Origin of the sequence: Roseovarius conchicola (genome assembly GCF_041403425.1) — a bacterium.
In the GTDB taxonomy this organism is placed as follows: Bacteria; Pseudomonadota; Alphaproteobacteria; order Rhodobacterales; family Rhodobacteraceae; genus Roseovarius; species Roseovarius conchicola.
This window is the reverse complement of the sequence record NZ_JBGEHK010000001.1, coordinates 230928-244495: the sequence shown is the minus strand read 5'-3', so window position 1 is coordinate 244495 and position 13568 is coordinate 230928. Positions and strand designations below refer to the sequence as shown.

The 13568-nt window shown below is 59.9% G+C and carries 5 protein-coding genes; 4 read left to right on the top strand and 1 reads right to left on the bottom strand.

Going from position 1 to position 13568, the window contains the following annotated elements:
- Positions 1 to 138 precede the first annotated feature (138 nt).
- From cobT to V6N02_RS01030, 4 genes are all read left to right on the top strand, one after another.
- Positions 139 to 2016 carry a cobaltochelatase subunit CobT gene (gene cobT / locus V6N02_RS01045; RefSeq protein WP_371223421.1) on the top strand — a complete coding sequence of 626 codons (1878 nt, stop codon included), beginning with the start codon at positions 139 to 141 and terminating at the stop codon, positions 2014 to 2016.
- A gap of 22 nt (positions 2017 to 2038) precedes the next feature.
- Positions 2039 to 2296 carry a hypothetical protein gene (locus tag V6N02_RS01040; protein WP_371223419.1) on the top strand — a complete coding sequence of 86 codons (258 nt, stop codon included), beginning with the start codon at positions 2039 to 2041 and terminating at the stop codon, positions 2294 to 2296.
- 111 nt (positions 2297 to 2407) lie between these two features.
- On the top strand, positions 2408 to 4210 hold the full coding sequence (locus tag V6N02_RS01035; protein ID WP_371223417.1) for an aminopeptidase P family protein: 1803 nt from the start codon (positions 2408 to 2410) through the stop codon (positions 4208 to 4210).
- A 70-nt stretch (positions 4211 to 4280) separates the two neighbouring features.
- The gene (locus V6N02_RS01030) at positions 4281 to 4622 is read left to right on the top strand and encodes a DUF427 domain-containing protein (protein WP_371223415.1); all 342 of its coding nucleotides are present in this window, start codon (positions 4281 to 4283) and stop codon (positions 4620 to 4622) included.
- A 69-nt stretch (positions 4623 to 4691) separates the two neighbouring features.
- On the opposite strand, the gene V6N02_RS01025 is transcribed toward V6N02_RS01030, so the two are convergent.
- On the bottom strand, positions 4692 to 13562 hold the full coding sequence (locus V6N02_RS01025; protein WP_371223413.1) for a Tc toxin subunit A-related protein: 8871 nt from the start codon (positions 13560 to 13562) through the stop codon (positions 4692 to 4694).
- Positions 13563 to 13568 lie beyond the last annotated feature (6 nt).

Genomic DNA, 13568 nt, shown 5'->3' with positions numbered 1-13568 from the left:
TAGCAACATCATAGTTCTTGATGAAGAACTCTGGTTGGAAATTGAGACGCCTTCGGCAGCCAATTGCCAGGAAAGACCACGCGAAAGCTACGTGAGTATTGATAACATGACCTGCAGGTTTCGGTCGCAAGGCAAGCCATGACCAAACCAACCGATAACCCCGCCGACCCGTTCAAGAAGGCGCTGGCCGAAGCGACCAAGGTCATGGCCGATGACCCTGAGCTGACGGTCAGCTATTCGGTGGACCCGTCGGGCGTGACGGGTGAGCAGATGCGCCTGCCACAGGTCAGCCGCCGGATGACACGCGACGAGGTGTTGTTGGCCCGTGGCACCGCCGATGCGCTGGCGATGCGCCACAGATACCACGATGCCAAGACACATGCCCGCTATACCCCTCCCGGCGAGATGGCCCGCGATCTCTATGAGGCGATGGAAACCGCCCGGTGCGAGGCGATGGGCGCGCGCGACATGCCCGGCACGGCGTCCAATATCGACGCCAAGATTTCTGCCGAAGCACAGCGACTGGGCTATGACCAGATCAAGGATGCCTCTGAGGCTCCCCTGCCTGTTGCAGCCGGATACCTGATCCGCCATCTGGCCACCGGGCGTGATCTGCCCGAGGGGGCCGAAAACGTCATGCAACTGTGGCAAGGCTTCATCGAAGAACAGGCTGGTGGCACGCTGGAAGACTTGTCCGAAACCTTGTCTGACCAATCCGCCTTCGCCAAATTCGCCCGCCAGATCATCGAGGATCTGGGCTATGGCGATCAGCTGGGCGATGACCCGGATGCCATGGATGAAGAAGACGAAGACGAGGGCGAAGACAGCGCCGAAGAGGAAGAACAGCCCGACAGCTCGGGTCAGGATGACAGCGACGACAGCGAAGCCGACGCCGATCCGGAACAGACCCAGGAAGATCAGCAAGACGCCGCTCAGGCCCAGGTCAGCAGCGACGACATGGCCGATCAGGACGCGGGCGAAGAACAGGAACTGCCCGAAGGCGAGGCCCCGCTTGAGCCGCCGCAGCCACAGCCGATTTCCGATGCCGATCCCGACTACACAGTCTATTCCACTGAGTTCGACGAGGAAATTCACGCCGAAGACCTGGCCGAACCGATCGAGTTGGAGCGCCTGCGCGCGTATCTTGATCAGCAGCTTGAGCCGCTGAAAGGCGCAGTCAGCCGTCTGGCCAATAAATTGCAACGCCGCCTTCAGGCACAGCAAAACCGGTCCTGGGAGTTTGACCGCGAGGAAGGTATTCTGGATGCCGGTCGTCTGGCGCGGGTGGTGGCCAACCCGACCACACCGCTGTCCTTCAAGGTCGAGAAAGACACGGAATTCCGCGATACCGTGGTGACGCTTCTGCTGGACAATTCCGGCTCAATGCGGGGCCGCCCGATTTCCATTGCGGCGATCTGCGCCGATGTTCTGGCCCGCACGCTGGAGCGCTGCAGCGTGAAGGTGGAAATCCTTGGTTTTACCACCCGGGCGTGGAAAGGTGGGCAAAGCCGCGAAACCTGGCTGGGCGAAGGCCGTCCGCAACTGCCCGGTCGCCTGAACGATCTGCGCCACATCATCTATAAATCCGCCGATGCACCGATGCGCCGGACCCGGCAGAACCTAGGGCTGATGATGAAAGAAGGGCTGCTGAAGGAAAACATCGACGGCGAGGCGCTGGAATGGGCGCACCGCCGGGTTGTGGCCCGCAGGGAAGCGCGGAAAATCCTGATGGTGATCTCGGACGGGGCACCCGTGGACGATTCAACTTTGTCCGTTAACCCTGCGAATTATCTGGAGAAACACCTGCGTGACGTGATCGCCATGGTGGAAAAGCGCCGTCAGGTCGAATTGCTGGCCATCGGCATCGGCCATGACGTGACGCGCTATTACGATCGCGCCGTGACCATCACCGATGTGGATCAGTTGGCCGGGGCGATGACAGAGCAACTCGCCGCGCTGTTTGACAACGACCCTCGCGCCCGCGCCCGGGTTATGGGCATGCGCAAAGCGGGCTGAACACGCTAAGCGGGGGCGAGCGATGTTTAAAACTGTGATCCTCTATGGACCTTTTTTGGTCGCGGCCTTGTTGCGTTATGTTTTGGGGTCTGGGTGGCTGATTTTTGCAATGGTGCTTTGCATAGTGCCTGTCGGAGCCGTCGCCACCGTGGGGACGTGGCTTGATCCGCGCGCCCTGAGCGATCCATTGATAGGGGCGAGTTATCTGGGCATGGCAGCGATTTCAGCAGCAGTTGGCATCATCGCAGGCAAATTGCTGCGTGACGGTGGTCAAGAGTAACGGACCGACAGCCCGCAGGGTTGGCACCCATCTGACGAACAAGTCTTGTCTTAACGCGCAAAAGGCGCTTCTGTCGTCTGTGTTCTATTGATCAAACCACCAGAGAGCCGCATGTTTCAATCCTTCGCCGACACCGCCTCGCCCGAGCAAGGCCCGCCCCGCCTCGCCTTGTTGCGTCAGGTCATGGCCTCCGAGGGGTTGAGCGGCTTTCTGATCCCACGCGCAGATGCCCATCAGGGCGAATACGTTGCCCCGCGCGATGACCGTCTGGCATGGTTCACGGGCTTCACCGGATCGGCCGGGTTCTGCATCGCCCTGTTGGATCGCGCCGGGGTGTTTGTCGATGGGCGTTACCGGGTGCAGGTCAAGGCGCAGGTGCACACGGATCATTTCACCCCCGTTGACTGGCCCGAGACCAAGCCCGCGGATTGGTTGAAAGAGGCACTGCCAAATGGCGGTGTTATCGGATTTGACCCGTGGCTTTATACGGCTGAACAGATTGAAACACTGGAAAAAGGCCTATCGGGCAGCGCCATTGCTTTGCGCCCAACCGCCAATCTGATTGATATGATCTGGCCCGACCAACCAGAGCCCCCAATGGGCCGGATTACCGCTTATCCATCTGAACTGGCGGGCGATTCCCATTCAGAAAAGCGCGCTCGGCTGGCCAAGGATCTGCGTGAATCCGGGCATCCATCGGCCGTGATCACCCTGCCTGATTCCATTGCCTGGCTGCTCAACATCCGGGGCAGCGATATTCCCCGCAACCCGATCCCGCATTGCTTTGCGATCCTGTTCGAGAACGGGCATGTCACGCTTTATGTCGAGGCCGGAAAGATCGACGAGGCCTTGCGCGCGCATCTGGGTGCGGATGTTCTGATCCGCCCAACCGCGGCGTTTGCCCCCGGCCTGCACAGCCTGACCGGCCCTGTACGACTGGACAAGTCCAGCGTACCGCTCTGGGTGGTGCAAAACCTGAGCGAAGCGAATGTGAGTTTCGAGTGGGGCGACGATCCCTGCATCCTGCCCAAGGCTTGCAAAACCGACGCCGAGATTACCGCCACCAAAGCCGCCCATCTGCGCGACGGCACAGCGGTGTGCGAATTCCTCAGCTGGTTCGCGGCGCAGGCCCCCGGCACGATTTCCGAGATCGACGTGGTGCGCCAACTGGAAGATGCGCGCCGTGCCACGGGTAAGTTGCTGGACATCAGCTTTGATACGATTGCCGGGTCGGGCCCGCATGGCGCCCTGGCCCATTACCGCGTCACGCAAAGCTCGAACCGGGTGCTACAAGACGGCGATCTGCTGGTGCTGGATGGTGGCGGGCAATATCTGGATGGCACCACGGATATCACCCGCACCCTGCCCGTGGGTGATGTGGGGGACGAAGAAAGAACCGCCTTCACCCGCGTGCTGCAAGGCATGATCGCCATGTCGCGCGCCCGCTTTCCAAAGGGGCTTGCCGGGCGCGATCTGGATGCGCTGGCGCGCTATCCCCTGTGGCTGGCCGACCAGGATTTTGCCCATGGCACCGGCCACGGCGTTGGCGTGCATCTTTGCGTACATGAAGGACCGCAACGGCTGTCACGCACATCACATGTGCCCTTGCAACCCGGCATGATCCTGTCGAACGAGCCCGGCTATTACCGCGAAGGGGCCTTTGGTATTCGCATCGAAAACCTGCTGGTGGTGCAAGAGGCCAATACCTTGCCCGGCGGCGATCCGGGTGCACGGCATTGTTTTGAAACCATCAGCTATGTCCCAATAGCCCTTGATATGATCCAAGCCGAGATGCTGTCGGCGGGCGAGCGAGACTGGCTGAACAGCTATCATGCGGCCTGTCGCGACAAACTCACCGGCCTTTTGTCGCAAACTGCGGCGTCATGGCTGGAAAATGCCACTCGGCCTCTCTGACATTATGTTGTAACAAAGGCCGGATAGCCCCTTCGGGGACAGAAACAGACGTCAGATGAGGGGGATGGACATGTCGCAGATCAAGATTCGCAGGGCTAGTGGGACTTGGGTGGTGCGCGCCGGCGGGGCCGTTCTGGCCGAAACCAAGGACGCGCTGGAACTGAGCGAGCCAGGCTACGGCGACGTGATCTATTTCCCGCGCGATGATGTGGCGATGGCCTTTCTGGACGCCACGGATCACAGCACGCATTGCCCCCATAAGGGCGATGCCAGTTATTTCTCGATCGTGACCAAAAGCCAGACCCTGGAAAATGTCGCGTGGAGCTACGAAGACCCGAAAGAGGATGTGGCACGTATCAAGGGCCATCTGGCCTTTACGCCCGGCGACTACGTGGCGGTCGAAGAGCTCTGATATCGGCCTTTGGACAAAGATCGGCCCCGGACAGGATCATCCCGTCCGGGGCCGATTTCGTTTGATCGCCTAGTTCAGCGACATTTGCACAAACAGAACGATGTCCTGAACCGCACCATCCTCGAACGCAGCGGTCGCGGTGGCATCACCCGGAGCCAAATCTCCCGCATCCACCACGCGCACCGCGTGATCGCCCAACAATCCGGCACCAAACCCGCCAGCGGCATTGGCCCCCACATAGCCCGGGAAATCGGGGATTGGAGCAAAGCCCGAGATGGGCGTGCCATTGATGCTGATCTGGGTGCCGGTTGCCGACAAACCATCCGCCGGTTTGATCAGCAACAGCGCCTGATCAATGCTGATTGCCCGGTTGCGCAGGGCCACAGGCAAGGCCCGTTGGTCCAGCGTCATCACGGCATCCACGTTCAGCGGCCCGGTTGCCAATTGATGCAACACGGTCGCAAATTCCTGCCGGAAGCTGTAGGCCCGTGCAATGGAATTGTCGCTGAGCGCCTTGGCCAACGCGCCCTCAAGCGCCGCATTGGAGTCTTCAACCCGATCGCGCAGCACCCCGTCACTTTCGGCCGAATACGAGATTTGCAGGATCACATCGTTGATCGTGGCATAATCAAAGGGCCTGAAGTTGCGCGGCAATGTCACTTTCCATGTGCTTTCGACCGCCCCCGCCCCTTCAAAGGGCATATAGCGCGGGTCGGCAAAGCTGAAATCGAACACGCCTGCATCAGCCTGCGCCGTGCTGGTGGCAATCTGCACCGTGTGTCGCAACAGGCTGTCGGTCAATCCGGCAGGCCCGTCCTGTGTCGGTTCTACCCTCAGTTTGGATCCCGTCAGCGTCAGCGTCGCGGGGATGTTCACGTAAGGCCCCGTCACACAGGCAATCGACAAGCGCACCGATTTCATAATCCGCCGGTACTGTCCGGGATAAAGCAGGTCAAAGGCCAGTTCCGGAATGGTGAAGGTGCATTCCCCCTCTTCGCGCAACCGCATCAACCCGGCCGGGTCAATCTCGGCCAGCGAGAAGGGTTGGGTGATTTCCAGCACACGGTAGTTGGTTTCGAGGAAACGTTTTTCCATCGCCACAAGATCGGCCGCCAGCTTTTCACCTGACAACAAACCCGCCTGCCCCGGCTCCCAATAGCTGAGTTCCAGAAGATTTGCCGTATCGTCAGGGCGCTCAAACCGATAGGCCTGCTCGGCCAGTTGCGCCATGGAAAACGCCGCGTTGAAGGCCTGACGATAGATCGTCTGCAAGGTTGACGCCATCCAGGTGTAAAGCGCCTCACCGGAAAACTTGCTTTCGTAGAAGTCCAGGATTTCTTCCTGATCTTCAATGGCCTGCAGGTGGTTTTCCAATGATTTCTCGGCAATCTCGACCCGGATTTCCGCGGCTGCGATCTTCTTCTCGATCTGTTTCAGCTCGTGCTCATCCAGCTTTTTGGAATGCTCCCAGCCCTTGCGGCGACGTTGATACTTGGCTTCAAGCGAGGCGGATTTGCCAAAGATGTCCAGCATCGTGCCGGTGTCCTTGAACACTTTCGCCCATTCCTTGCAGGACGCCCCCAGTTCGGCACCACCATATTTCATTGCAAAGGGCGAACCAAGCTGCGGGATCAGATAGAAGATCCCCGCCGTACCGCTCAACATGGCGCTGAGGCCCTTACTGATCCCGGCCGCATGGGTCGAGATCTGCTCGGCCCGCTCCCAGGACAGCAGATCGTTGGTGATGTTGCCCTCGTAATAGCTTTTGCGATACTCCACCGCAGCTTTGCGACGGTTGACTTCCTCAAGGTTTTCCTTGGCGATCTTCACCTCATTCTCGCGCACCTTGGTGACAAGGTTCTGCATGTTGATGGCCTGTTGCAGGCGCAGCTTGGCCAGTTCCTCTCCGTCTCTCCGCTCGATCGCACCTTGCAGTTTCGATCCATAGCCTTGCACCAGCGACGTATACTCGCGCGCTTTCGAGATCAGGTAGGAAAAGCGATAGGGCGGCAGGTTGCCGGCACTGGCCCCCAGAATGTCGCTGAGGCTCAGGCCCGCTGCCCGGGCCCGCACCAGCGCCATCGGATCAATCTCGGGCGCAAACAGCGCCATATCCACCCGTTCGCCATCTATATTGCGGCAATTGTGAATTTTATAAAGCCGGTCTTCGATCCGATCCCATATCTTCATCAGATCCTTGTTGCGGGGCACGCAGAATACCGGCCCGACCTGACGGATCACCGAGGTAGTGAAGGCATCCGGGCGCATGCGGCGCCAATGTCGCCAGTTGCGGTCCGTCGCTCCGGTGACACGCATATGACCGCGCTCAGCATAGGCCGCGCCGGTGCCGTTCCACGTCAATTGGCGCCCTGGCGTACCATCCTTGAGATAAGCGGTTTCATACCTCTTCTCGGCAGCGACATGCTCGGCCAGAACTGGTGCGGCAGGTTCGGACGAGGGCACATCGTCCAACATCGCCACGGTCAGATCATCCTTCATCTCCAGTTCGGTACGTCCCCGGCTGCTGACATCAACGCGTTCGGGCGCACCGACCATGCGGGCGCTGTCAAACGTCATTTCCGACAGAACCATCGACTCGGTATTGGCTTTCAGATCAAGGGCATAGATGTCGCTGACCTCCATACCGACAAACTCGCGCTTGGCTATCACACCGAAATTCGTGGCGACACTCAGAACACCATGCTGGATCCAGTAGTTTTCGGCCTCGATCAGGAAATCCTGCCCTGCCTCCATATGTGGTTTGATACGCGCATAGGTGCGCGGGCGCACGCGGCCCTCACCACAATCCCCGGCATCCGCAGGGCGCGGGCCCATGATCTGCCGCGCCAGATCGTAAAGAATATGGGCTTCGTCCACCGTCTCGCGTTGGAACTGGCGGAACAGGCTGTCGGCCCAGTCCAGCAGATTGTTCACATAGCGCATGACGATGTTCTTCTGGAACGCCGACAGGCGCAGACGCGCAATTGCATGGGGGTTAAAGGGATCCTTGCGATAGGCCTCTTGGGCATCCTCATCGGTCAGGATGCTGCGCAGGCTGGGCGGCGACATGCCTTGGAATTCGGCATATTGCCAGACCCGGTCGCGTTCCGCCTGACGACGCGCCGACGCGGACAGGCTGCCCAGATCGACGCCGCTGTCAAACTTGGCCGTGGGATCGAAGATCGTCTGATACCAGCCTTGCGCGGCGGCATAATCGCCCCGCGAATTCTGATGCGACGCCAGAAGCGCCGGGATGTGCAGGAACACCTCGCGAAAATAGACACCCAATGGCCCGGTGTAATCCAAACGGCTGGTCGTGCCGCGCACGCGCGTGCGCATATTGCTACTGGTGACCAGATGGGCCTTTTCCTTGAAGTCTGCCTGCGCCTGCTTGTCCAGCAGGGCGTCGACCCCGCCATAGAACAGAGTGCGGCTGAGGTCAGTCAGAACCGTCGTGCCAACGCGGCGCGCCTCGAACGGGCGACCATCGGGATTGAAGCTTTCAGTAAGAAGACTGGCATCGGTTTCCTTTTGCACGATCATACACGGCAATCCGAAATCGGAATCCGGCACAACCAGATGAGGATTAGGGTCGTTGACCCGGGCAATCGATCCCCCCAGATCTGAACTGAAAAAGTTCATGTCATCTCGTATTGTACTGCCGAAACCCGAGCTATAGCCAAGTGATAGAATGTTACGGATCAACTCGCTGCGCGACCTGACGAAATCCCGTCGCGCGCTCAATGGGGCCGACAGCAGATTTGAGCGTAAATACATCGTCTGGTCATAAATACGCCGGTTAGAGCTCGAGCCGCTCATATGGAAAGTCATACGACTGGATCGCCAGTAATTGTCCATCATTTCGCGCTGACTTGTGCTCCGGGCGGTCGCTTTGCGCTCATAAAGATCCACCTGATACTGGAAATGCCAGGCACCAAGACTGAGGTATAGCTGTCCGTTCAATACGGCGGGATAGACTTTTTGCCAGGCTGGCGCATTGAGCCGGTAACCTTCCTCATAATCGTTATGGGCAACCAGCTGGTCCGAAAAGGAAGGGATCAAGATCGACGAGCCGGTCAGCTTGGGAACAAGCCCGCCGTTCAGAACGCCGCCTTCGCGCATGTACCAGTTTCGCCCCAAATCTATCTGTTGCGGGGCCGCCCAACTGCCGTCGAGACGCAGGAAGGTGTACATGACCTTGAAGGTATGGCGATAGCCGATAAACCTGTTCTCGCCATCCTCGACCACATTGCGCGAGGAAGTGCTGGATTCCATCCAGAAGAGATGCAGCCTGTTGTTATACATGAAAGGCGACACGTCGCGCACCGGGATCGCCACGTCGATCTTACGCCGGGCCGAATAAGACAGGCGGCGGTCATCCCGGAACTTGCTGAACGTCAGATTGTTGATCGTCCAGTAGTAATAGCTGGGCGGATCATCGGCGGTGCAGCCGAAGACATGCATCACATCCTGTGCGTCCGACCAGACATGTTCGTGATAGGCCCCCGCAATGCGCAGCCCCGCCACTTCTTCAAAGCCGCGCAAATACGCCGCATAGGCATCAAGCACGGTCTGTTCGGTCACATCCTGCTGCAACAGGGTTTTCTCAAGTGTCTCAAATTGCGGAGTTTTGTTGTCGCGCAACTCGGGCAGCATGTAATTTTCGGGCCATAGGAAAACCTTCCGATTGGCCTCCCAGACGCGGTAATTCTTGCGCCATTCCCATTCATCCGCCGGGATGCGCGAGGGGCTGATATGCACATGATTGGCCGCATCCGGGTCGCGCCGGTCCTGCTCCATGTTCAGCACCACGCGGTGCACATAGCTTTGCAGCGACCCGATTGCCGACACCACCAGAGAGGTGCGCGCGCAGCCCTCCATATCGGGATCAATCAGGTAGTAATTGTAAAGGTCGCCACGGCTGTCGAACCGTCCGGCAGAGTTGCGGATCATCCGGTCGGTCAGGGCATCCCGCCGCTTGCCGCGCAAGGCATCCTCATGCGCTTCCGAAGCCGAGGCAAACGCCTCTTCATCGCCCAGCCGCAGGCGCAGCGCAGCTTTCAGGCTCTCGGCCCCCTCGGCCAGCGCATCGCCGTCCTCCGACGCCAGCAACGCCATGGCATCCGCGCTCAGACGACGATCTTTTGCAAATTCAACAATCCGACGCAGATGGGTCAGCGCAGGCACCGCCAAGGCGGGCAGGTTCGCCGCCGCCTCGAAGACGCGGACCGTGGCCAGATCGGCCCCCGTGGCTGCCGCAAACTGCGCTGTATCCGCCGCAGCAAACCCACCCGGATTTGCATGCGCCAGCAGCACCGCTTCGACCGCCACAGCGTGATCTTCCTCGTCGCTGTCCTCCAGCGCCTCGATGTAACCGGCAACGGCACCGACGCTGGCGCGGCTCCATGCCGCAACCGGGTTGGCCAAGGCGAACAGCGCGCGATTGGCATCAATGAACGCAACCCGCGCCATGGTGATGTCGTCATCAGCCAAAGCCGCCACGGGCCGCCGCATACGCGCCAGCGCCGTGCTCAGAGGGCCCGCCGGGCCACCATTGGCCGCTGCAATCACACCGGCCTGCATGAAATCGGCCCCCGACAGGGCGGCCAGCGCGGCAAACTTGTCCTCTGGCAGGTCCAACGCCAAGGCCAGTTCCTCGGGCAGAATGCGCCGCAGGTTGAACCCGTCCAATACAGCCTGCAGATCAGCCAGGGCGATGCCAGAGGGGAAGCCGCCATCCGGGGCCACGATTGCCGGAGCCAGCCCAATACCCGGTTTCAGACGCAGCATGTCGCGCGCGGCCGCATCGAACAGCGCCGGGTTGGCCGCAATGATCGCGCGAGATTGATCCTCGCTGACCCCGTCCAGATAGGCAAATACCGTGGGAGCGAACAGCGTGCGTTCACCATTCGCGATCGCCGCGATCACCTGATCTGCCAACGCGTCAGGATCAAAGAACGTCCCATCCGCAACCGGATCGGACGATATGCCCATCAGTGCGGCAATCACCGGCAAGTCAAAGGGCATGGTCGCCGCACGTTTCACAAACTCGATCAGCGCGATCACGTGATCAAACGTGCTGACGGCCCCTGCCCCGGTGGCCACGCGAATGGCCATGAACAACTCAGACACGGACAGATCCAGCGCCTCGGCCAACAGCGCATGACGATAAAGCAGCGAAAGCGCCTCTTCCGTCAGCAGGAACCCGCGATCCGCCTCAAGCGCCGCCTCGGGATCAAAACCAAGGGTCGGGGCCAGTGCAAGGATCAACTCCAGGAGGTCGCCGTCACTGATCCCGAAAGCCATGCGCAAACGTTGCGAGACAAACACCCCCGCATTGGGGCCGGTATCCGGCAGTGACGCATCATCGCGCAGCCCCGGATGCACAAAGTTCAACGCATCGGCCGGGAATGGCGTCGCCCCTTCGGTGCCGAGGGTTTCGTTAAACAGCCGGTCCATCAACGAGGTATCATGCCGGCCCATGGTCACGAGAGGGATACCGCCGCCAAGCGCCAGCACCTGATCCGGTTCAAGACCCAGCAGCTCGCCAATATGCGCCACCCGGATCACCCGGCGGATCACCGCATTGCTCAGGTTTCCACCTGCCCGGCTCAGCACCACATCCAATGTCGCCGGATCCCAGCCGATCGCCTGTGCCAGCCGCCAGAAGCGATGCGCGCGATCCAGCATGAAGCGGGTCATGCCTGTCACCCGTTCGATATCGTTCTGAACGCTTTCAGGCGAGCGTTTCTGCGCCCGAATACGGATATTGCCAGTGCTTTCAACAAATTGCGTCTCGACCAGCGCACCGAAATCGTCACGGCTGATCTCCATCCCCGCCATGATATCCTGCACGTCAAACGCGTTTGCCGTGTTGCCTGAGCGTGGGAATGGCATCCGGTACAGCGACACCAAAAAGCCCCACTGCGCCCGCGGCGTGGTGATCATCTCGTACGAGGGCATAGACAGTTTCAACGCCGCCGCATTCGCCACATTTGCCGGGGCATCGGGCCGGATCAGGCCAAGAATTTCGGCACGGTCGGTATCGAAGTCTTTGACATATTGGTCCGCCTCAGCCGCGCCCAGCACAAATGGTGTGACAAAGGACCGGTTGGCAGCGGGCAACTCGTCGCCATAGACCTTGTCCAGAACGGCGTTGCGATCGTTCAGATTCAGACCCGCATCGGCGCGTTTGGCAAGTGCGGTTTCCAGAATGCCATTGATGATACTGAGTGTCGGAACAAGGTCATGGGTGTTGTCGCAGGTCAGCGGCGTGGTCCACAGATCGGGCCGCCGGTTTTCCAGCTTCAGCGCATGATTGGCCTTTGCCCCGGTGAATTCCTTCGAGGTAACATTGTCATCCACGAAGTTCATCAGATCGACGAAATAGGCCGCCGGGCTGAGGATGGAATCGCAATGGGCGCAGTCACAAAAGCTCTGATTGCCAAAAAGATCCTCGTATCCCGGCAGTTTTTTCAGACCATCGGTGACATCTTCGGGAAACCACGGAATCCAGTTGTAGCCGCCGGGTTGCCAGACAAGTTCATCCGCCAGAGTGGCCACCAGGTTGGTCACCGTCAGGCGGGTGTCGCGGGCCCGGGCGTAAACCACGCCGGCCTCGGTGGCCGACAGGCCCGTGTTGACAGACACGGTCATCGGATCGCTGGCCGCAATCGCCATGGCCGAGTGATACCCGCCTTGCATCAACGCAGCCGCGTTGCGCACGGTGCCACCCACACGATAGGCGCGCGCCCGGGATTGAATCACATTGATCACCCCGGCCCGGTCTTCATCCGACACACCCGAAAAATCCAGTTTATCAAGGTCTTCCGACCCGGAGGTCAGGTCAATCTGCATGAAATCGGTTTCAGGGTTTTGGGCAATGACCTTGTCAAAAACGTCAATCCGCTGATCGATTTTCTGGGCGATTTCCTGTGGGTCATCATCCGATTGTGCGATCTTGGTCAGCCCCATCCCCGGATAGGCACGGATCGCCGTGCGGATTCCGCTGAGCGCCTCTTTCTCCTCCTCTTTCAGCCCCTCCAGCGCGTCGGGGTTGGTCAGGATGGCGGGCTCTTTGCGGATAGCCTCGGCTGCGACATTAAACTGCTCGCGAAGCTTTGCGGGCTGTGGTTTGGGCAAGCGGGCGCGCACGCCCACATCGGGAAACCGTTCTTCAATCCGATGGCGCAGGGCGGCGGCCCCGGCCATGGCGGCCTCGGGATCCTTCTCGTGCAGTTCGGGCGAAACACTTTTGGACAACTCTGCGCTATCGACAAACAACAGATCGCTCAATGCCTCGGGCGGACGTCCCAGCGCCTTGAATTCGGTCGACGTGACCCGGCCCACCGCCTCTATGTCACCCGCCAGGAGTTGGGCAAACCCGGATAGCATGCCCAGCCGCTTGGCCCCTTTCTCGTCAATCTTTCCTTCGATCGCCAAGGTACCAACACGTTGATTGGAGAGCGATTCCAGGGACGGCACCCGGTCCAGAAGTTCGGTGATGCCTTCATCGGACAACTTCGCAATCTCGGCCAGTGCGACCACGTTTGCGCGGGCCAGTTCGCTGCGCATCTCTGGCAACTCGGCCGCTGGCTTTTCCCGATCCACATTCTCCAGATCGACCAGCCGTTCGATCACGGCAGGCTCGGAAATCTCTGTTTCGATGCGGGCCTGTTCCTCTTTGGGCAAACCAGCATCCTTGATAGCCTGCTCGATGACATCACGTGGCTTGAGGCGCACGATATCCTTGGCCGACAATGCCTTGATGCGGGACTGGACAGCTTCGGGCGCAACCTCCAACACGTCCAGAACCTGACGCCGTCGGGTTTCGGCCAACACGGTCAGCGACGCGCCTTCCGAAATCGCTTCGGCCACGGTCAATTGGCTTTGCTTGGCCAGCTCGCGCAGGCCTTTCAGGTCAAGGATTTCCTCTGGCATGACATA